At 70.0% G+C, this 20,677-nt stretch carries 16 protein-coding genes; 11 read left to right on the forward strand and 5 right to left on the reverse strand.

Annotation, left to right across the window (positions count from 1 at the left end):
* Positions 1–44 precede the first annotated feature (44 nt).
* The 3 genes from JRI60_RS17950 to hpt are packed head-to-tail and all read left to right on the forward strand — an operon-like array spanning position 45 to position 2,023.
* Entirely contained in the window at positions 45–644 is a 600-nt protein-coding gene (locus tag JRI60_RS17950) for a thymidine kinase (RefSeq protein WP_343213411.1), read from the forward strand.
* Between the two features lie 19 nt (positions 645–663).
* Positions 664–1,479 (forward strand): uracil phosphoribosyltransferase, encoded by an 816-nt coding sequence (locus JRI60_RS17955; RefSeq protein WP_204227083.1) that lies wholly within the window; start codon positions 664–666, stop codon positions 1,477–1,479.
* Positions 1,480–1,489: 10 nt separating this feature from the next.
* Positions 1,490–2,023 (forward strand): hypoxanthine phosphoribosyltransferase, encoded by a 534-nt coding sequence (gene hpt, locus JRI60_RS17960; protein WP_204227084.1) that lies wholly within the window; start codon positions 1,490–1,492, stop codon positions 2,021–2,023.
* Between the two features lie 21 nt (positions 2,024–2,044).
* On the opposite strand, the gene JRI60_RS17965 is transcribed toward hpt, so the two are convergent.
* Positions 2,045–2,596: an MmcQ/YjbR family DNA-binding protein gene (locus tag JRI60_RS17965; RefSeq protein ID WP_204227085.1), complete on the reverse strand. Its 552-nt coding sequence runs from the start codon at positions 2,594–2,596 to the stop codon at positions 2,045–2,047.
* A 49-nt stretch (positions 2,597–2,645) separates the two neighbouring features.
* Positions 2,646–3,491, reverse strand: coding sequence for an IF-2 protein (locus tag JRI60_RS17970; RefSeq protein ID WP_204227086.1), 846 nt, complete (start codon positions 3,489–3,491; stop codon positions 2,646–2,648).
* A 101-nt stretch (positions 3,492–3,592) separates the two neighbouring features.
* Here JRI60_RS17970 and JRI60_RS17975 point away from each other — a divergent pair, with 101 nt between their 5' ends.
* The 4 genes from JRI60_RS17975 to JRI60_RS17990 are packed head-to-tail and all read left to right on the forward strand — an operon-like array spanning position 3,593 to position 12,587.
* The gene (locus JRI60_RS17975; protein ID WP_204227087.1) at positions 3,593–8,326 is read left to right on the forward strand and encodes a methyltransferase domain-containing protein; all 4,734 of its coding nucleotides are present in this window, start codon (positions 3,593–3,595) and stop codon (positions 8,324–8,326) included.
* A gap of 9 nt (positions 8,327–8,335) precedes the next feature.
* On the forward strand, positions 8,336–9,190 hold the full coding sequence (gene dapF / locus JRI60_RS17980) for a diaminopimelate epimerase (RefSeq protein ID WP_204227088.1): 855 nt from the start codon (positions 8,336–8,338) through the stop codon (positions 9,188–9,190).
* A gap of 38 nt (positions 9,191–9,228) precedes the next feature.
* Positions 9,229–11,079 carry a response regulator gene (locus tag JRI60_RS17985; RefSeq protein WP_204227089.1) on the forward strand — a complete coding sequence of 617 codons (1,851 nt, stop codon included), beginning with the start codon at positions 9,229–9,231 and terminating at the stop codon, positions 11,077–11,079.
* Between the two features lie 17 nt (positions 11,080–11,096).
* On the forward strand, positions 11,097–12,587 hold the full coding sequence (locus tag JRI60_RS17990; protein ID WP_204227090.1) for a DUF4388 domain-containing protein: 1,491 nt from the start codon (positions 11,097–11,099) through the stop codon (positions 12,585–12,587).
* 196 nt (positions 12,588–12,783) lie between these two features.
* On the opposite strand, the gene JRI60_RS17995 is transcribed toward JRI60_RS17990, so the two are convergent.
* From JRI60_RS17995 to JRI60_RS18005, 3 genes are all read right to left on the reverse strand, one after another.
* Positions 12,784–14,844, reverse strand: coding sequence for a TonB-dependent receptor plug domain-containing protein (locus JRI60_RS17995; protein WP_204227091.1), 2,061 nt, complete (start codon positions 14,842–14,844; stop codon positions 12,784–12,786).
* 78 nt (positions 14,845–14,922) lie between these two features.
* Complete coding sequence (locus JRI60_RS54540; RefSeq protein ID WP_204227092.1) at positions 14,923–16,014, reverse strand: PEGA domain-containing protein; 1,092 nt, start codon at positions 16,012–16,014, stop codon at positions 14,923–14,925.
* Between the two features lie 75 nt (positions 16,015–16,089).
* Complete coding sequence (locus tag JRI60_RS18005; protein WP_204227093.1) at positions 16,090–17,325, reverse strand: serine/threonine-protein kinase; 1,236 nt, start codon at positions 17,323–17,325, stop codon at positions 16,090–16,092.
* A gap of 250 nt (positions 17,326–17,575) precedes the next feature.
* Between JRI60_RS18005 and JRI60_RS18010 the strand changes: the two genes are divergently transcribed.
* From JRI60_RS18010 to JRI60_RS18025, 4 genes are all read left to right on the forward strand, one after another.
* Positions 17,576–18,271 carry a helix-turn-helix transcriptional regulator gene (locus tag JRI60_RS18010; RefSeq protein ID WP_204227094.1) on the forward strand — a complete coding sequence of 232 codons (696 nt, stop codon included), beginning with the start codon at positions 17,576–17,578 and terminating at the stop codon, positions 18,269–18,271.
* A gap of 46 nt (positions 18,272–18,317) precedes the next feature.
* Complete coding sequence (locus tag JRI60_RS18015) at positions 18,318–18,692, forward strand: VOC family protein (protein WP_204227095.1); 375 nt, start codon at positions 18,318–18,320, stop codon at positions 18,690–18,692.
* Between the two features lie 24 nt (positions 18,693–18,716).
* Positions 18,717–18,971, forward strand: coding sequence for a hypothetical protein (locus tag JRI60_RS18020; protein ID WP_204227096.1), 255 nt, complete (start codon positions 18,717–18,719; stop codon positions 18,969–18,971).
* A gap of 416 nt (positions 18,972–19,387) precedes the next feature.
* Positions 19,388–20,671: an ELWxxDGT repeat protein gene (locus JRI60_RS18025; protein ID WP_204227097.1), complete on the forward strand. Its 1,284-nt coding sequence runs from the start codon at positions 19,388–19,390 to the stop codon at positions 20,669–20,671.
* Positions 20,672–20,677 lie beyond the last annotated feature (6 nt).

A 20,677-nucleotide genomic window follows, 5' to 3' on the forward strand; every position in this document is an offset into this window, starting at 1 on the left:
CAGAGGAGACCCGCGCTCCCGCACAGCCCCCGACGAGCCTTCGCGTGCAACAATTCCCCAAAGACATCGGGTGGATAGAGGTCATCTGCGGCTCGATGTTCTCCGGCAAGACCGAGGAGCTCATCCGGCGCATCAAGCGTGCGGTTTACGGCAAGCAGGACGTCCAGGTCTTCAAGCCGAAGTTGGACAATCGCTACGACGAGACGCAGGTGGTGAGCCACTCGCAGCTGAAATTGACGTCCATTCCGATCGAACGGGCTGAAGAAATTTTCCTCCACCTGCAGCCGCAGACCCAGGTGGTGGGCATCGACGAGGTGCAGTTCTTCGGCGCCGAGGTGGTGGCGGTCTGTGATGCACTGGCCAACAAGGGCCTGCGCGTCATCGCCGCGGGGCTGGACCAGGACTACCAGGGCCGTCCCTTCGAGCCGATGCCGCAACTGCTGGCGATCGCCGAGTATGTGACGAAGCAACTGGCCATCTGCGTGGTGTGTGGAAATCCGGCCAACCGCTCGCAGCGCCTGGTGGACAGGGGTGAGCGCGTGGTGGTGGGCGCCGCCGGGGCCTACGAGGCGCGCTGCCGCAAGTGCCACCAGCCCGAGCCCGCCGAGGCCACTCCGCCCCCCCAGACGATGAAGCTGTTCTGAGACCGAGGAGCCCCGGGCCATGCGCGACACCCTCTACGCCAACGTCCCCTTCCTGTTGAGCGAGATGCCCCACCGGTATGGACCCAACGTCCACCTGGTGGGCAATCCGTTCCTGCTCTCGCAACTGGCGAAGCTGTGCTCCAAGGGCACCGTGCAGCCGGAGATCAACCGGCTGGTGGCGCTGCTCTACACGGACCTGGTGAAGACGGTCATCAACGCGGAGTTCCCGCGCAAGATGGTGGCCCTGCCCACCCGGATGATCGATCACACGCCCCAGGGCATCTACCAGGGCGAGGTCATCGACCCGGCCGTGCGCGCGGTGACGGTGAACATCGCCCGCGCCGGCACGCTGCCCTCCCAGGTGACGTACGACCTGCTCAACACCACGGTGGATCCGGTGCTGGTGCGGCAGGATCACATCATCATGAGCCGGATGATCGACGCCAAGGAGACGGTGGTGGGGTCGAACATCGGCGGGGCCAAGATTGGCGGGGACATCGACGACGCGATCGTCCTGTTCCCCGACCCCATGGGCGCCACCGGCGGCAGCCTCAGCACCGCCGTGTCCATGTACAAGGAGAAGGTGCCCGGCACGCCCCGGCGCATCCTCAGCCTCAACCTGATCGTCACCCCCGAGTTCCTGCGGAGGATTTCCCGCGAGCACCCGGATGTGGTGGTGTACGCGCTGCGTCTGGACCGCGGGCTCTCTCCACCGGAGGTGTTCGGTACCATCCCCGGCGAGCTGTGGGAGAAGGAGCGCGGGCTGGATGACCGGCAGTACATCGTCCCCGGCGGCGGCGGCTTCGGGGAGATCATGAACAACGCGTACGTGTAGAGGTAGCACCGTGGCTTTCTACGAGCAGGACGTCGGCATCCACATCGATGAGCAGAAGCTGCAGGCCCGCGTGCGTGAGATGGGCGCGCAGATCACCCGCGACTACCAGGGCAAGGACCTGACGCTCATCTGCGTGCTGAAGGGTTCGGCGTACTTCGCCATGGACCTGTCGCGCGCCATCGATCTGCCGCTGACGATCGAGTTCCTCGGGGTGTCCTCGTACCAGGGCGGCACCGAGACGACGGGCGAGGTGCGCATCACCACCGACGTGAGCAAGCCCATGGCGGGCAAGCACCTGCTCGTCATCGAGGACATCATCGACACCGGGCTCACCATGAGCTTCCTGCTGGAGAACCTGCGCGCCCGCCACCCGGCGTCGCTCAAGGTGGCCACCCTGCTGGAGAAGCCCGCGCGCGCCCGCACCCAGGTGCCCATCGACTACAAGGGCTTCGTCATCGATGACGTCTTCGTGGTGGGCTACGGCCTCGACTACGCCGAGCGCTACCGCAACCTGCCCTTCATCGGCTTGATGAAGGGCAAGTAGGCCCGGAGTTCCTCGTACGCCTCAGCTCCGGGGGCGCGCGGAGGTCTTCTTCGCGGCGCTCTTCTTCTCCGCCGTCTTCTTCGCGGCGGTCTTCTGGGCGGCCGGCGCGGACTTCCGGGCCGGCGCGCTCTTGGCCTTGGCGGGAGCGGGCTTCGCCTTCTGGGCCTTCTCCGCCTTCGGCGCTCCCTCGTCACCGCCGATGAGCGCCGCGAGCTTCTTCGGGGCCACGGCGCGGTAGCTCTCGGCGATCCACTGGCGCAGCAGCTCGAGCGGGGGCGTGTCACGCGCGCCGAACAGGGCGGACACCCAGCCGCTCTTGCCGAGCCCGTACCCCGTCGGCGTCGCGAAGGGCATCATCAGCGCCGCGCTGTTCGATTGCGGCAGCTTGACGGACATGGACAGGCCCTCGCTCGTGAGCGTCAGGAAGACGAAGGCCTTGCCCTTCACCTTGAGCGTCCGGTGTCCCCAGGGGAAGTCCTCGGTGACCTCCGGGTAGCCGATGCCGGCCTCCCGCAGGGCCAGCTCGAACGGCTCGAGTCTCTTCATCTCGGGGGGGACCGGGGTCATCGTCATGCGGCGTCTCCTCGTGGGGGCCGCAGGTATACCGCACCGGGGAACGGATTCAGCGCGTCGTGCCCGTCCCCTCGGGGCGCGGCTGCGTCTCGCTGTCGGTGGTCCGTACCCCCTGCTGCCCCTGCTGCGGTGCCGCCGGCGCCGGCTGCGTCCCGGCCGCCTGGGGGGGCTCCGCCTGTTGTCCCTCGGGGGCCGGCGGGGGATTGGGCGTCTCGGGCAGGCTGCCATCCACGGCCCGCAGTGCCCTGTCCAGCGCCTGCGCCGCCGGGCCCACCGTGGTGAGCATCTGGTTGGCCCGCTGCGTGTTCCGGTTCCGGCTCTCCGCGGCCAGCTTCAGCTGCGCCAGCGCCTCCGCCACGTCCCGGCGCGCCTCCTCCAGCTTCTGCCTCGCCTGGAAGAAGGCCACGTCCGCCTTCATCGTCTCCAGCGTGTGGCGCTGCTCCTGCGTCAGCCCGCCGAGCAGGTCCGCGCGCCGCAGGTAGTACAGGCCCTTCTCCAGCAGGGCCGGGTCATCCGACTGCACCTTCGGCCGCGCCAGCCCCTCCAGCACCGGGAAGAGGGCCCGGTCCAGCTCGTCGCGCTCGGTGAACTTCTGCTCCAGCAGGGACGAGACGTCCCGGCCCTCGACGGCGATGGGGGCGTAGGTGTCCGCCAGGCGCGGATCCCCCGGCCGGTAGGGCACCGCCCCGGTGGGCAGCATCCGGCCCTTCATCACCACCACCTGCCCGTTCTCCAGGGTCAGGGTGAAGGTACGGGCGTTGAGCTGCGAGAGCAGGAAGGCCACCGCGCCGCCCAGCGCCAGGATGAGGAGGGTGACGAGCAGCCGGGTGAAGGCACTGGTGGCCCGGCGGCCGAAGCTCTGTCGTTGCTGCTGAGGGTTCATCATGGGATTCATGTCGCTCGCTCCCCAGACGTCCGGGCGGCGGGGCGATTTCCTGGCCCCAACGCTTTCCTTGGGACAACCGTCCCCAGGGCTATACTCGGACGACCGACCTCATGCATCCCACATTCCGCCGCCTGGGGACCAGCGAGCTGTTGCCCCGGTACATCTTCGCGGAGAGTCTCTTCGCGCGCCGCCGCGTGTTGGAGGTGGACGCCGTCGCGACCACCGGCGGTGAGAGCGCGCGCTTCCTCCTGGAGCGCGGCGCCCGCACCGTGGTGGCCTGCGACGCGGACCTCGCGGCGGTATCGGCGGCCCAGAAGGCCCATGGCGGCCCCTCGCTGCGCTACCGCGCCAACGTCTATGACGACCTCGAGCCCGGCAGCTTCGACCTGGTGTTCGTGGCGGACCTCGCCCCCTACGTGCGCGCCCCCGCGCTGCTCGCGGAGCTGGCGCGGCTGGTGAGCCGTCAGGGCTTCCTCATCGGAGGCCTGCGCAACACCGCGGGCCTCGCCCTCTGGCAGCTCATGGAGGTGGAGGAGGGCGTGCCCCCCACGTACGGGCAGCTGCTCGACGCGCTCTCGCCGCACTTCCCTCACGTGGAGGTAGCCACCCAGGCCCCGGTGCTGGGCTACCAGCTCGCCTTCGAGAAGGGGGACGGCCTCCAGGTGGACGGCACCCTCATCCGGGGTGGCGAGGCCGCCTACTTCGTGGTGATGGCCGGTCAGGATCCCGCCCGCGTCGTGGACCCCACCTGGGTGCAGCTGCCGCCCGAGCCGCTCGCCTTCACCCGCGGGAAGCTGGACGAGGTGGCGCTGCGCGGCAAGGGGTGGGAGGAGCGCGCCAACCGGCTCAAGGAGTCCCTCGGCCGGATGCGCGCGGAGCTCACTGACCGCGAGAACGAGCTGACCCAGCTCAAGCCGGCGTTGGAGATCGCCCGCGACGACGTGGCCCGGCTCACCGCGCAGCTGGAGCAGGCGCGCGGCACCCCCGAGTCCGCCCGCGAGCGCGACGAGCTGTCCTCGCGTCTGCGCCGCACCGAGCTGGAGCTGCAGGTGGCGCAAGAGCGCCTCGCGGACGCGGACCGGCGCCTCACCCAGCAGCGGCTGGAGCTGGAGTCCGCCGAGCGCTCCAGGAAGGAGGCCGATGTCCAGGTCCTGGGCGCCCAGGAGGCGCTGCGGCTGGAGCGCGCCCGGCGCGAGGAGCTGAACACCACGCTGGAGGAGTCGCGCGAGCGTCTCACCCAGGCGTACACCCACCAGCGCGAGCTGCAGGACGAGCTGGCGAGCCTGCGGGTGGAGCGCGAGAAGGATCGACTGTCGGCCGAGCGCGCCCGGGAGCAGACCGAGGAGCTGCGGCGGCAGGCCGAGGCGGCCCGTGAGCGCGAGCTGCGCATCGCCGAGCAGTACTCGACGGCGCTCGCGGCGGTGGAGCACCTCAAGGAGGACGTGGCCCGCGTCGAGGAGGCACGCAAGACGGCCGAGGCGCTGCTGCGCTCGCAGGACATGGACCTGGCGCGCATGACGCGCGAGGTGGAGGACAGCGCCCGGCGCGTGTCGTCCGCGGAGGCGGGCCGGAGGGAGGCGGAGCTGACCCTCACCGCGCGCGAGGCCGAGTGGCGCGGGCTGGACACGGAGCTCACGGCGGCGCGGGCCACGATGGAGCAGCTCACCGCCGAGGTGGAGGCCCGCACGCGCGCCGAGGCCAATGCCCGTGGGGTGGCGGCTCAGCTCGAGCAGACCCTGCACGAGCTCCAGGAGCGCCTGGAGGACAGCGATCGCGCCGTGGCGGAGCTGACGGCGGCGAACGAGGAGGAGCGCCGGCTCGCGGAGGAGCGGCTGGCCCAGGCGGTCGCCAGGGAGCGGGCGAGGACGGAGCGCGCCGAGGCCGAGGCCGCGCGCGAGCTGGCCGCCCGCGAGGCCCAGGAGCGCCGCGCCGAGGGACTCGAGAACCAGGTGCGCGTGGAGGTGGGCGCCCGCGAGGAGGCCGCGCGCGCTCTCGCCGAGCTCCAGGCCCAACGGCAGGCATGGGCCGATGAGCGTGGCACCCTGCGGCGGCGCGTGGTGGAGGTCGAGGCGACGCTCGTGGAGCTGGAGCGGGTGCGGGTCTCGGACGTGGAGGCGATCTCCCGGCTGGACGCGGCGCTGAAGGCCACGCAGGGCTCCATTACGGTGGAGCAGCAGGCGAGAGTGGAGGCCGACGAGGCTCGCGAGCAGGCGCGGGCGGAGCTCGAGGAGGAGCGCCAGCAGCGGGTCCTGGTGGAAGAGGCCCTGACGCGCGCCCAGGCCGAGCTCGAGGCGGAGCAGCGGCGGCTGGAGGAGTCCCGGGAGGCGAGCGCGAGGCTCCAGGCCGGGCTCGACTCGGAGCGGCAGCTGCGCATCCAGTCGAACGAGGAGGGCGCGCGGTTCCAGGAGGAGCTCGGGGAGGAGCGCCAGCAGCGGGCCCGGGTGGAAGAGGCCCTGACTCGCGTTCGGGCCTCGCTCGAGACCGAGCGCCAGCAGCGGGCCGGGCTCGAAGCCTCGCTGGCCGAGGTCCGCGCCGAACTCGACGCCACGCGGGAGGAGCACGGGCAGTCGGAGGAAGTCTCCGGGCGGGTGCGCGCGGAGCTCGAGGCCGAGCGGCAGCGGCGGACCGAGGTCGAGGAATCGCTCGAGGCCGTCCGTGCCGAGCTGGAGTCGGAGCGCGAGGGCCGGACGCGGACCGAGGAGTCGCTGGGGCTCACCCGGACGGAGCGCGACACCGAGCGGCGGGAGCGGGCCGAGGTGGAGGCCCTGCTGTCCCGCGTGCGCGCCGAGCTGGAATCGGAGCGCGAGGCCCGTACCGAGGGGGAGGTCGCGCTCGCGGAGCTGCGGCCGGTGCTGGCCCAGGTACGCGCCGAGGCGGAGTCCTGGAAGCAGGGGCGCGAGGAGGCGGAGAGCGCGCTCGCGGAGACCCGGCGCGAGCTGGAGTCCGGGAGCGCCGGACGCGAGGCGCTGGAGCGCGCCCTGGCCGATGCGCGCGCGGATCTGGAGTCCGCCCGGGCCGGCGCGGACGAGCGCGAGCGGGCCCGGATCGAGGAGCTGGAGACGGCCCGGCGCGAGGGGACGGAGCTGGGCACCGCCCTGGCGGAGCAGAAGCGGCTCGTCGAGGAGTTCCGGGCGAGCCTGGAGTGGGAGCGCGGTACGTCCAAGTCCCTCCAGGAGGAGATCGAGCGCCTGCGGTCCGAGCACGAGGCCTCGGCCCATCGTGCCTCCGGCCTGGACTCGCGGACCCGCGAGCTCGAGGAGAAGCTGGCGGAGGCCGAGGCCCGGCTCGTGGAGGCCCGGGCGCGCGAGGAGTCCATCACCGCGGAGCGCGATGCTCGCAAGCGCGACGCCGTGGAGGTCCGGGTGGAGTTGGAGGGACTCCGGGACGACCTCGCGAAGAAGGAGCAGGAGCTGCAGGCGCTGCGGGCCCAGGTGGCGCAGCTGGATGCCGCCCGCTACCAGGCGCAGCAGGCCTCGATGGCGCTCCAACAGGCGCACATGGGGCTGAGGGACAGGGACCAGCACATCGCGCACCTCCAGAAGGAGGTGTCCGAGGTCCGGGCCCAGCTCGGTGCGGATCACGAGCAGCTGGAGCTGCTCACCATGCAGCTCGAGTCGGCGCGGCGCATCGCGGGCAAGGCGCCCTCGCTGGAGGCGGCCCTTCAGGAGGAGCGCGCGGCGCTGGAGACCACCCGAGGCGAGCTGGGGACGATGGAGGCGGCCCTTCAGGAGGAGCGCGCGGCGCTGGAGACCGCCCGAGGCGAGCTGGGGACGACCCGAGGCGAGCTGGAGACCACCCGGAGCGCGCTGGAGAGCGCCCGGAGCGTGTTGGAGACCACCCGGGGCGAGCTGGAGAGCGCCCAGGGCGAGCTGGGGAAGGAGCGCGAGAAGGTCGAGGCCGCACGTACCGAGCTCGACGACGTGCGCTCGGAGCTGCTCCGGGCCCACGCGGCCTCCGCGGTGGAGCGGGATCGGGCCTCCGCGGTGGAGCGCTCGGCGAACGAGCTCGAGACCCGTCTGGCGGAAGCCACCGCGAGCCTGGAGGCCGCGAAGGAGCAACTGGTCGAGCTGGAAGCCGCCAGGGAGAAGCTGGTCGAGCTGGAAGCCGCCAGGGAGAAGCTGGTCGAGCTGGAAGCCGCCAAGGAGAAGCTGGCCGAGCTGGAGGCCCGCGTGAGCGAGGCCGAGCGGCAGACGCGGGAGCGCGAGGCGTCCGCGCAGTCGGTGCAGGAGCAGCTCGCGAAGCTGGAGGCGGAGAAGGCGGGGCTGGTGTCCGAGCGCGAGCGGCTCAGCTCGGAGCTCACGGTGGCGCGCGCGGCCCGCATCCGGCTGGAGGGCCGGATCACGGCGCTGGAGGCGGCCTCCGCGGAGGCGGTGAAGTTCCTCGACACCGAGCGCTCCGAGAAGGCGAAGCAGGCGCAGGCTGCCGAGGCACTCAACGCGCGCATCCAGGTGCTGGAGGCGGACAAGACCGCGCTGAAGGAGAAGATCCAGCAACTCCAGGCGCGCCAGCCGCCGTCGGACTCGGAGGCCGTGCTGGAGCTGTCCGCGGAAGTCGAACGGTTGCAGAGCGATATCGAGACGTTGCAGGCCACCCTGGGCGAGCGCGACGCGCAAATCGCGGAGCAGACGCGACTCCTGGAAGGCAAGGAATCCGAGCTGGCTGGCCTGCGGCGCATGTCCGCCAAGCTGGGTTCCAACTCGGTCCAGGACATCTACGCGCGAGCCAACGCGGAGCTGAACGCGGTGAAGAATGAGTTGCTTCGCCGCCCCAAGGCGGGCACACCCACCTCAGCGCCCCCGTCGCCCGAAGCGGCTCCCGCCCGGAAACCCGACGAGCAGGGCTGAAGCGGTCCCATGAGCACAACGGCAGAGTTCTTCTTCAAGTACCACGGCCTCGGCAACGACTTCATCGTGTTGGACCGCCGCAAGACCGGGGTGGACATCGACGCGGAGACCTCGCGGCTGTTGTGTGACCGGCGCCTGGGCATCGGCGCGGATGGTGTGCTGTCCCTGCTGCCCTCGGAGACGGGGTTCGCGCGGATGGTGGTGCACAACGCCGACGGCAGCATCGCGGAGATGTGCGGCAACGGCCTGCGCTGCGCGGTGAAGTTCCTGGTGGACCACTCCGGCGAGAAGCCCGATCGCATCGACGTGGAGACCGGGGCCGGGGTGCTCGTGTGCTCGCCCGGCTACGGCGCGGACGGCGTGGCGATGGTGGAGCTCTCCATGGGACCCGCGCGGCTCGTCGCACCCAACCTGCCCTCGGGAGTCACCGGCCAGCCGTTCCTCGACGCGCCCGTGCCCGGCCACTCGGGGCTGCGCGGCCACGCCGTCAGCATGGGCAATCCGCACCTCGTCCTGCTCGACCAGCCCCTGGAGGATGCCGGCCGTCTGGGCCCCGAGCTCGAGCGGCACCCCGGCTTCCCGGACCGGACCAACGTCGAGTTCGTCCGCGTGGAGGAGGACGGCCTGACGGTCGTGGTGTGGGAGCGGGGCTGCGGCCTCACGCAGGCCTGCGGCACGGGGGCCTGCGCGGCGGCCACGGCGGCGGTGCTCGCCCGGAAGCTCCCGGCGGATACCTGGTCGAGGGTCAGCCTGCCGGGCGGGGACCTGCACATCCGGGTGGCCTCGGACCTGTCGGACATCCGCCTCCGGGGGCCTGTCTCCTTCGTCTTCACGGGCGTTGTCCCGGATCTCCCGGGCCGGTAACCTCCGCTTTCCCTTTCCTACCCGTCGAGTCCTCCGCCGTGGCTGGCCCCATCCTCGTCGTCGATGACGACAACTTCTTCCGGCAGCTCGCTTCCGACATGCTCACCCGGAGGGGCTACCGCGTCGTCACCGTGGAGAGCGCCGCCCGGGCCCTGGAAGAGGTCGGGCGTACCTCCTTCGACCTGGTCATCACCGACGTGGTGATGCCCGAGATGGACGGCTTCGTGCTCACCACGAAGCTGCGCGAGCGAGACCCCGAGCAGGAGGTCATCCTCGTCAGCCAGCGCACGGACGTGAAGGGCTCGGCCATGGCCCTGAGCGCGGGGGTGGCCGACTGCCTCACCAAGCCCGTGGAGGAGGCGGACCTGCGACTGGCCGTCGAGCGGGCCATGGAGCGCGCCCAGCTGCGCCACGAGCGCACCCAGCTCCAGAACGAGAACCTGGAGTTCGCCCGCTACCAGAACCTCCACCAGCGCTGCCTGGAGTTCCTCTCGCAGCCGGACCTCGAGTGGCTCCAGGAGCGGGTGGCCGCCGAGCTCGCCTCCGTCTGTGATGCCCAGAGCGCCGCCCTGTGGATCGCCGATGACCGGGGGCACCTCGTCCTGCGCGCCTACCGGGGCCTGCTGGACAGACAGTTCCTCGCGGATCGCATGAGCCCGGATGGGCCGCTCGGCAACCGCCTGCGCGAGGCCCTGCCGTGGATCGCCCGAGACGAGCGCTCGCCAGTGCTCTACGTGCCCTTCGTCATCAGCGGGGAGATCATGGGCTTGGCACAGCTGTCGGACCCGCTCGCTGGGGACTTCCGCACCGAGCACGTGCGCTACGCGAAGATCCTGGGTGACTCGGCGGCGGTGGGCATCAAGAACGGTCGCCGGGTGCAGGCGCTGCAGCGGCTGGGCCTGAGGGACCGGGACACCGCCGCCTACAACCTCAGCTACTTCACGGACTACGCCTCCAAGGAGATCTACAAGGCGCGGCGCTACGGGCGGACGTTCTCGCTGCTGACGTTCTCCGTGGACAACCTGCCGCTGGTGCGGATGCGCCTGGGGATGGCGGACGCGAAGCTGGCGGTGCGCGGCATCATCAAGGCGTTCTCGCGAATCGTGCGGGACTCGGACGTCATCGCCAAGGCGAGCGACCAGGAATTCTACCTGCTGCTGCCGGAGACGGACTTCTTCGGCGCGATGATGTTCGTGCGCCGGGCGTTGGACGCGGTGCGCGCGGAGCCGGAGGCGCAGGAGGTGGAGGCGCGCCTGCCGCTGGCGCTGGTGGGCGGGGCGAGCACCTTCCCCAAGGACGGCGAGGACTTCGACGAGCTGGTGCACCGCTGCCGCCGCCGGATGGAGGAGCGCCGCTGTTCGCTGCAGCGCAAGCTGATGCTGGACACGCTGCCCTTCTGGGACGAGGTGGACCTGTTGCTCGGCAACGCCTCCAGCCCGAAGCTGCCGGTGGAGGAGAGCGCGGAGCCCTCGCGGCGCGGCAAGGTGTCGGACGTGCTCTTCGACGAGCTCCAGGCGGAGATCGCCCGCGAGCTGGTGCGCGACCCGAGCTCGCGCGGGCTGCTGTACGTGGGAGGCCCGGAGATCCGCGCGGATCTGCCCATCGCGCTGGGGTTGGAGTCGGCTCCGGCGGAGATATCCTCGCGGGTGTACCTGCTGGGACGGCGGGGAGATCTGGAGTCGCACCCGGCGCTCACGCCCGTCTTCCTGGAGGGAGACGAGCGCATGAGCCGGCACGAGTTCATCCTCTGGCTGTCGGAGAACGCGGCGTACGCGCTCATCCAGCGCCGGGGGCTCGGAGCCACGTGGGGGTTCCACTCGTCGGACACCTCGGTGGTGGACGGACTCATCACCCGCTTGCAGTCCGAGTACGACCTGCAGCCGTACTGACCCGGTAGGGAGCGACCATGGCCCAGGTTCGAAAGATCCTCATCGCCGATCCCGACCTCGAGTCGGTCCGCCCGTTGTCCCGGGCGCTGCGCACCAAGGGGTACCAGGTGCACTACGCGCCGGATGGCTCGAGGGCGCTGGAGGTGTCGGTGCTGCGGCACCCGGACCTCATCCTGTTCGACGAGGCGTGCCGGCTGCTGGACGCGCGCACCTTCATCAACATCCTGCGCACCAACCCGCGCACGGATGACATTCCCGTGGTGGTGTCCACCGGCCAGTTCGAGGCGGACCGGATGCGAGGCCTGCGCGATGGCTTCCTTCGCAAGCCCTTCAACATCGACGAGGTGCTCTCGCGCATCGAGCACGTCTTCCGCCGCAACGAGGCGGCGAAGGATCTCAAGAGCGAGGCGCAGGAGATCGAAGGCTCGCTGAGCCAGCTGAGCATTCCGGATCTGATGCAGATCCTCGGGATGAACAAGCGCAGCGGGAAGCTGACGCTGGAGCGGGGCAACGAGCGAGGGGAGATCGTCGTGGTGGAGGGCCGCCCGGCGAACGCGAGGGTGGGCCGGGCCGAGGGAGAGAAGGCGCTCTTCCGGCTGCTGGTGTGGTCGGAGGGGACGTTCACCTTCGCGCCGGGAGGAAACAGCGGGAAGGCGCGCATCCAGCGAGCGATGGACGACGCGCTGCTGGAGGCGATGCGGCAGGCGGACGAGGTGAACCGGCTGCTGCCGGGATTGCCGCCGCGCAACACGCGGCTGGTGCTCGCGCCGGAGGCGGACCTGACGAAGGATCAGCACCCGGTGACGGCGCAGGTGGTGGAGTTGCTGCGCCAGCCGAGGGCGCTGGGCGAGGTGTTGGACCTGGCGCCGGCCACGGACCTGGAAGTGGTGGGCGTGCTGCACACGCTGCTGCAGAAGGGCGTGGCCCGCATGGCCGAGGGCGAGCGGGACGAGGGGGGGCCGCTGATGGGCCCCGCCGAGCTGCACGCGCTGCGCGGACGCATCCTGCGGGGCAAGGGTCCCACGAAGGAGGCGACCGCGAAGGTCTTCGTCTGCGGGAGTGGCCCTTCGGTGGCGCGCCGGCTGTTGTCGCAGCTGCCGGACATCGCGGCGGTGGCGGCTGAGCCCACGGCGGTGAAGAGCGGCTTCGGCACGCTGGGGCGGTTGGACCTGAACGAGCTGCTACACCTGGACTTCTGCGTGCTGCCTCCGGCGGAGGCGGCGAGGCCGTTGTGGAGGCCCTTCAGCGCGGGAGGGGTAGGGGCGCTGCTGTTCGACACGTCGGAAGCGGCGGTGAAGCTGGCGTACTTCCTGGCGTGGGACATCCGGATGCCGGTGGTGGTGGTGGGCCACCCAGTGCCCGCGGAGCTCCAGGGGGCGCCGGCGGGAGCGGCGAGCGTGGGGGAGGATCTGACCGAGGCGGTGCGAAGCCTGCTCATCCTCGCGCTCAACCCGGCGCCGATGCTGCCCGGCGTGCCGCAGCAGGTGTCGCGCACCGTCTCCGCGTAGGTTCCCGGCGTGTGCCGGTGACAGTCGAAAGACGCCCTGGACGCCCGCCGGCGCGACGCTGGTAGGTCCCAGGCGCAAGGAATTGAAGGCTCTCAATGTCTGGCCATTGGAGCCCATTCCGCCGGGGCAGAAGCGCCAGGTCGTGGTGGAGGTGGAGGCGACGGAGAGCGAGGCGCGAGTAGAGAAGCGCTCCCGGCTACTCCTCCGCCCCGACGTCGAGGAGGTAGCTGAGCTTCACGAGGAACTCGCGGGTGAACACAGGCATCGGAGCGTGGCCGCCGTTGTACGGCTGCGCGACCCGGAAGTCGGTTCCCAGCAGGTTGTAGATGCCCGCTCCGATATCCAGCCCGCGCGTGCCCACGTTCTCGGCGCGCACGAAGAGGTTGAGGAGGAGCTGCGTCGGCATCTTCTGCACCGCGGAATCGCCCGTGTCGTCCGGCGCGTCGACGGCGTAGCGCTCGCCCACCAGGACGGCCGTGGGGCTGACCGAGAGCCACGGCAACACTTTCACGGTGCCCGTGAGCGCGGCCTTGTGCGTCGGCAGGCCCGTGAAGGCATTCGTGTGTCCGGGCACCAGGTAGTCCTCCACGTCATTGCGGCCGGACGGCGTGTAGAACGAGTAGCTGAGCGCCGCGCGGCCCCAGCTCCCGCGGATGCGGTAGTCCAGCTCGATGCCGCGGCTGCCCAGGCGCCCCAGGTTCCGGTACGCCTCCGAGTTCGACTCCGCGTCATACGAGTAGATGATGGGGTCCTGTATGCCCACGTCGAAGGCGTTCACGCTCACCGCGTGTCCCTCGCCGAGCCGCAGCGTCCCCTCCAGCTCGAAGACCGTGGTGCGCTCGGGCCGGACGTTGTCTCCCAGGCTGATGTTCTCCACCCCGGGCGCGCGGAACGCGCGGCTGAAGAGCGCCTTGCCGCTGAACGGTCCGAACGACCGCAGCAGCACCAGGCGTGGCACGAAGGAGTCCCCGAACGCGCTGTGCCGATCGTAGCGCGCGCCGGCCACCAGGGTCGCGATGGGGTTCTCGGAGTACGCCTCGATGAAGCCCGCCATGTTCGTGTAGGAGACCTGGTCGCCGGCTTCGCCGAAGGCGGTCTGCAGACCCAGGCCCTCGGGGCCCTTCAGCAGTCCGTGGTCGAAGGCCAGGTCCGCGCCTCCGGTGAGCTGGAGGTACTCCCAGGCCGCCCAGCGCGCGACCACCCGTCCCCGCAGGCGCCGCGCCTGCTTCTCGTAATAGAAGGGCGATTCGCGGTTGGTGTCGCGGTATGGCTCCTGCACGGTGAGGTTGATGCGGGGGATGATCTCCACCCGCTCGCTCGGCCGGAACCGGTCGCTGAGCTCGGCGTGGAACGACTCGAAGTCCGTGGCGGCCGGAGCTGGCAGCACCTCGTCGAAGGCGACGACGGCCGTGGTGGCGTAGCGCTGATACAGCATGCTCAGTTGCAGGTCCCGGTAGCCCACGCCCGCCTGTGCCGTCAGGGGGTTGATCTCCGACTTGCCTCCCATGGACACCGAGTTGCCGAAGAAGTCCTGGAAGACGCCATCGCTCCGCTGCCCCTGTCCCACCGAGGCCGAGGCGAAGACGCTCAGTCCCGGCGCGCTCTCGAACACCTTGCGCCCGGAGAGGCTCAGGCTCCGCCGTCCGTTGACGGTCGCGTACTCTCCGTAGGTACCCGTGATCATCAGGTCCGTGCTGCCCTGGATGCCCCGCGTGATGACGTTGATGACGGCGAGCTCGGCGTTGCCGCCGTAGATGACCGAGCCGGGCCCGCGCACCACCTCGATGCGCTCGATGAACTCAATGGGGAACTCGTGGCCGAGCTGGATCGTCGAGTAGAGCAGATCGTTCTGCTCCTTGCCGTCGATGAGCAGGAGCACCTTGCCCTCGTGGCCCCACAGTCCGCGGAAGCCGGGCCCGATGGCGCCCTGCACGTCCGCGCCGAAGAAGAAGCCCGGCACCAGCATCAGCACATCCATCAGGTCGCGCGCGCCGACGTTGCGGATCTCCTCGGCCGTCACGGCGGTGACGACCGCGGGTGAGTCGTGGAGTCGGGTGATGGCGAACGAGGCGACCTGGCTGTGGACCTCCGGGTCGTCTCCGATGGATTCGACCGTGCCCGCGGCCTCATGGGCTGGCGGCGCCTGCTGCTCCGCGGCGGGCGGCGGGGCCGTCTGTCCGAGACTGGGGCCAGCGCACAGGAGGAGGAGCAACAAACCAGAACGACCACCGTGCGACTTGATGCTGCCGCTGTACATACGGACTTCTCCCCATGGGGTGGCGCTGGCGTCCCGGAGGACGCCAGACGCGGATGGCGATGCGAAGGTGTTCGGGTCTCAGCGAACGCGGACGAGGCTGCGGCGGCCCGGCTCGACCTCGACGGTCATCCGCCGCTTCACCTGGCCGTTGACGCGGATCTCCACGCGGGCCGGGCCGGCGGGAAGCTCCCGGGCGGTGACGGGTGGGAATCCATAGGGCCGGTTGTTGATCCACACCTCGCCGTAGAGCGAGGGAGACGTGACGTCCAGGTCGCCCTTTCCCACGACCCCGGGGCTGCTCCCGGCCGCCGCCGGCTCGGTGCGTGGCTCGGGTGTCGGCGCGGCGGTGGTGGCCGCGGGGGTCACCTTGGCCGGAGCGGTCGCGACCGCGGGCACGGGGGTGGGCTCGGGTGCCGGCCGGGTGGGGGCCGACGGTGGAGCGCTCGGCGGGGCGAGCTCCGCCGAGAGATCCCGGTTGATCGACCGGACCGAGTCCTCCTCCACCTCCACCGTCTCCTCGAACAACCGTCGCTCTCCCTGCGCGAGCGCCACCCGGTGCGAGCCCGCGCGAACCGGCAGGCGCGCGGGCGTGAGGTCCATCGTCTTTCCATCCACCAGCACCACCAGGCCCGGGGGCGTCGACGTCACCAGCAGCAGCCCGTTGCGGGGAGTCTCGGGTGCCGGAGGCTCTTCCCTGGACTGCGTGCGCGAGGCCACCCGGACGGGCTTGGACTTCGATGCCGACCTGACCGGAGGCGTGGGCTCCTGCTGGGGCTTGGGCTGCTCTTCGCGCGCCCGGGCCTGCTCGCGGGTCCGGAGATCCTGCGCGATGCGCATCAGCTCCACGAGATCTCCCTTGTCCTTGCGCAGGCTCAGCGCCTCGGTGAACTCGGCCACGGCCTTGTCGTAGTCGCGGTCCTCCAGCGCGGCGAGGCCCGCGGCCCGCCGTGCGCGCGCGAGACCGGCGTTGGCTTCCTCGGTGGGGTCCACGGCCGGGGGAGGCGTCACCACGGGATTGGCGGGCGCCGGAGCCGTCTGGGTGGAGTCGGCGATGCGAGGAGGGGTTTCCACGGGGCCCGGAGTGCGCCGGCCGCGCAGCGTCACGTACGCCACGCCATTGAGCGCGACGGTTGCCAGCAGGATGACGGCGACCCAGGTTTTCTGTTTCATCAACGTCTCATTCCCTCTCCGCGGGGAAGCACCGTCGTGGCGCTTCGCTTCGCCGGAGGCCACTGCCGCCGCCACTCAGGCGACGAAGTACCAGAACAGCGCCGAGCCGATGGTCGCGACACCCGCGGCCATGGCGATCCCCCACGGAAATCCTTCCGCTCCTGCCTGTTCCGCCGCCGTGGCCCCCTCGATGCTCGTGGCCGGGGAGGTTCCCTCGTCCTCCAGGTCTCGTGGGGCCGGCGGCCTGGAACCCGGGCTTCCGCCCGACGTCCGGCCCGTGCCCGCCCCCGAGCTCAACCCATTGCTTCCGGGCAACGAGCCGATGATGGGGACGGCGGTCGAGTGGCGGCCCGCCTTGTCGGGCGGGAACAGCGTCGCCATCAACGCGGCGAGCTCGCGTCCTCCCGAGGTCCACTGCTGCGACGCGCGGAACTTCTCCAGGTCCTCGTGGACCTCGTGTGCGCTCTGGTACCGGGCCTGGGGCTCCTTCGCGAGCAATCGCAGGAGGATCCGCTCCAGGGCGGGAGGGAAGCCCGGGGTCACCTGGGAGGGGGGAGGCACCTCCGCGTGCGAGGTGGCGAGGATGGTCGCCTCGATGGTGTCGCGCTTGAACAGACGGCTCCCGGTCGCGGCCTCGTACAGGACGATGCCGAGCGAGAACAGATCCGAGCGGTGATCCAGCTCCCGGTTGGAGATCTGCTCCGGGGACATGTACGCGTACTTGCCCTTCACCACTCCGGCGACGGTGCGCTCGAGGTTGACGGTGCTCTTGACGATGCCGAAGTCCGCCAGCTTGATGATGCCGTCGCGTGACACCAGCACGTTGCCCGGCGTGATGTCGCGGTGTACCAGGCGCAGCGGCGTCCCATCCGGCAGGGTCTTCGAGTGGGCGTAGGCGAGCGCGCTCGAGATGGCGATGCCCACGTCCACGGCCACGCGCACGCCGAGCGTGAACGAGGCGTTCCACGCATGGCGCAGCACCCGATCCAGCGACGCGCCCTGGATCCACTCCATGGCGAGGTAGTACTGCCCGTCGATCTTCCCGAAGTCGAAGATCTGCACGATGTTCGGATGGGTCAGGAGCGCCGCGACCTTCGCCTCGTCGGCGAACATCCGGCTGAAGGCTTCCAGGCTCGCGTACTCGGGGAGGATTCGCTTGATGACGCACGACTTGGAGAAGCCGTCCGGTCCATCGATGGAGGCCAGGAAGATGTGCGCCATGCCCCCCGAAGCGAGCTGCTGGATGATGCGGTACTTCCCGAAGCGGCCTTCTTCTCCGGGCGCTGGTGACAACGCATTGACCCTGTCCACCACGTGCCTCGAAACCTGATGAGCTGGAAAGCCCGGTAAGATAATGGCGCTGTCTGACCTTCACAAGTTTGGGGGTGTTGGCTCGACAGGCTTCAGCGGCTTCGGCATCCATCATCCATTCTCGATTCATGAGAGATTTTTCTTGGAGGTTGAGAGCGGGCTGCTCTGTCTTCACGGTGTCGGCGCGGAGCTTCTAGAGCGGGGCCAGACTCCGCCCTTTCCGGTTTGCGCTACCTTCCCTTCTCCCCCCATGTCCCGTGCCTCCCGCCTGCTCGAGCTCATCCAGTTGCTGCGGCGCCACCGCGCGCCGATCACTGGCCCGGCGCTGGCCGAGAAGCTCGGCATTTCCATTCGCACCCTCTATCGCGACATCGCGACGCTGCAGGCGCAGGGCGCCGATATCCAGGGTGAACCGGGCCTCGGTTATGTGCTGCGCCCCGGTTTCACCCTGCCGCCACTGATGTTTTCGGCCGACGAGATCGAGGCATTGGTGCTCGGTTCGCGCTGGGTCGCGGTGCGGGGCGATGCGCGGCTCGGGGCCGCGGCGGGCAACGCCATGGCGAAAATCCGCGCCGTGCTGCCCGACGACCTCCGCGAGAGCGTCGATGCCGCCACCCTCACCGTGCCGATGTTCCGCGGCGAGCCGGTCGCCATCGATGCCTCGGTGATCCGCGTCGCGCTCCGCAAGGAGCAGAAGCTCCTCATCACCTATCGCGGCAATGACGGTGCCGGCACGACCCGCACCATCTGGCCACTGCTGATCGGCTTCTTCGACAAGGTGCTGGTGCTCGCCGCCTGGTGCGAGCTCAGGCAGGATTACCGCGCCTTCCGCGTCGACCGCATCCAGTCGGTCGAGCCGAAGGACGAGCGCTATCCGCGCCGCCGTGCCGTGCTGGTCAAGGAATGGCGGGCCAGGCAGAACATTCCCGCTACTGCCGGAAACTGACAGTCGCCAGGCGCAAACCATCCCCATCCACCCGATGGAGATGCAAATGCGTACTCTCAACTACCTGCTGCTGGCCGTCCGTGATCCGCTCGAGAGCGCGGAGCTCTATTCGAAGCTCCTCGGCCACGAGCCGGTCGAAAAGGCCAAGACCTTCGTTCTCTATGTGCTGCCGACCGGCCTGAAGATCGGCCTCTGGCTTGCCGACGAGGTGGAGCCGACACCGAAGCCCGCTGGCGGCATCGAGATTTCGTTCAGCGAAAAGAGCAAGGACGCCGTCCGCGCGACCTATGCCGAGTGGACCAGGCTCGGCCTCAAGGTGGTGCAGGAGCCCACCGACATGGATTTCGGCTTCACCTTCGTGGTCGAGGACCCGGACGGGCATCGCCTCCGCCCCTTCGTCCTCGCCGACAATCCGCGTTAGCTACGACGAGCGCCCAAGCTCGACATGGACACGCTGGGCGTGGGCGGGCGGCTGAGCGCGAAGCTCTTCATCGAGGAGGGCCACCAGGTGGAGTTCGGCACGCTCTCCGTGGACACCCTCCTGACCGATGACGAGACGTGGCGCGAGGTGAAGCCGGAAGCCATCGTCGGAGGCTTCGACGCGGTGCTTCAGTCCCACTTCCTCACCGAGGATGGGCAGCTCGTCCACAGCGAGGCCCTTCATCGCGAGCTGAAGGCGGGCCGCTCCGTCCTCCGATAGCCGGCGAGCGTCCGCGTCGGCTCCTACCGCCAGGAGCGGATTGCCGTGGCCCTCTCGTCCCTGGGGGTGTTGCTCGCCCAACCCCGCCGTCCCTCATGCGGGCGTTCATGTCGCCTCCCCCGACTTCGAGGCCACGGACTGTGAGCCCCGCGCCGCGCCGGTCGCTCCCCGGACGAGGATGCCGCGCCGACGTGTCATTGCCCAGCTTGAGTCGCGCCGTGGGGCCGTTCGCCCCGGCGTCTCAGGAGGGGGAAATCATGTCGGTCTGGTCTCGAAGACTCATGGCACTCGTGTGGGTGTTGGGCCTCACTCGCTGCGGAGGACCACTACCCGAATCACAACCACTTACATCCGATACGGAGGTCAGCGCCCCGGGCGGGCAAGCCGAGGGAGCGCTCGCGACGGAGGAAGCCTCGATGCGCTCCTCCTGCCCGCGCGCGCGGCTCGTCGAGGACATCAACGAGGGCCCGGAGCCCTCGAGCATCGCGAACGTCACGGACGTGAACGGGAAGCTCTTCTTCACGGCAGATGATGGTGAGCACGGTGTGGAGCTGTGGAAGAGCGATGGCACTCGCGGAGGGACGCGGCTCGTCAAGGACATCACACCGGGCCCGGCGGGCTCGGCCATCCGCGAGCTCACCGAGGTGAATGGCAAGCTCTTCTTCGCCGTGGGCCCCGAGCTGTGGAAGAGCGACGGGACGGAGCGGGGCACGGTGCGAGTGGCCAGCTTCCCCATGTCGGGGGGATTCATCGTCGCCCCGAGATCGCTGTTCGAGTACCGGGGCAAGCTCGTCTTCGAGGGGTTCGACCCGGAGCATGGCGGCGAGCTGTGGGTGAGCGACGGGACGACTCGCGGGACGCGGCTCCTGCTCGACTTCAATCCCGGCCCCAGATCCAGCGGCCCCAGTGACTTCGTCGAGCTGGACGGGGACCTCATCCTCGAGGTGTTCGACGCCGTCGAGGAGACGGTCAAGCTGATCAAGCTCGAGGACTGGAGGCGCGTCGTCGAGCTGGCGGACCTGGGCGACGAGTCCTCGGTCCAGCAGATGCTCGTCGTGGGACACCGGCTGTTCGTCTTCTACGAGGATGAGGGCGATCCGGTCGTGGCAGTGACCACCGGAAGGCCGGGAAGCTTCATGGATCTCGCCAGCTTCCGCTCGAGGAGTGTCCTCCAACTCGTCGCCCTCAAGGGCAAGGTGTACTTCCAGGTGGACTCGCAGCTCTGGGTGACCGACGGCACCGTGGCTGGCACCCGGATGGTGAAGGACATCTTCCCAGGCTCGGGAAGCGAGGCGGTGCTGCGGTTCCTCACGGTGTTGGGCGACCGCATCTATTTCAGCGCGGATGACGGAGTGGCCGGCCGTGAGCTCTGGGTGAGCGACGGCACCGAGGGCGGGACGCGGCTGTTCGCGGACATCAATCCGGGCTCCGCCAGCTCCTCGCCGACGGACCTGCTCTCCGTCCACAACAGCAAGCTGTTCTTCGCGGCGGATGATGGCGTGCACGGCCGGGAGCCCTGGAAGCTCCACCGCGGCGAGGATGCACCGGAGTTGCTGATGGACATCGCGCCCGGCGCGGCTTCGTCCTCGCCTCGTGGCTTCATCCGCTCCGACGATGAGATCTTCTTCGCGGCGGATGACGGCGTGAGCGGCGAGGAGCTGTGGGCCGCTCCCAAGGAGCACCGCGACTGCCACAGGTAGCGCGGG

Origin of the sequence: Archangium violaceum (assembly GCF_016887565.1) — a bacterium.
In the GTDB taxonomy this organism is placed as follows: Bacteria; Myxococcota; Myxococcia; order Myxococcales; family Myxococcaceae; genus Archangium; species Archangium violaceum_B.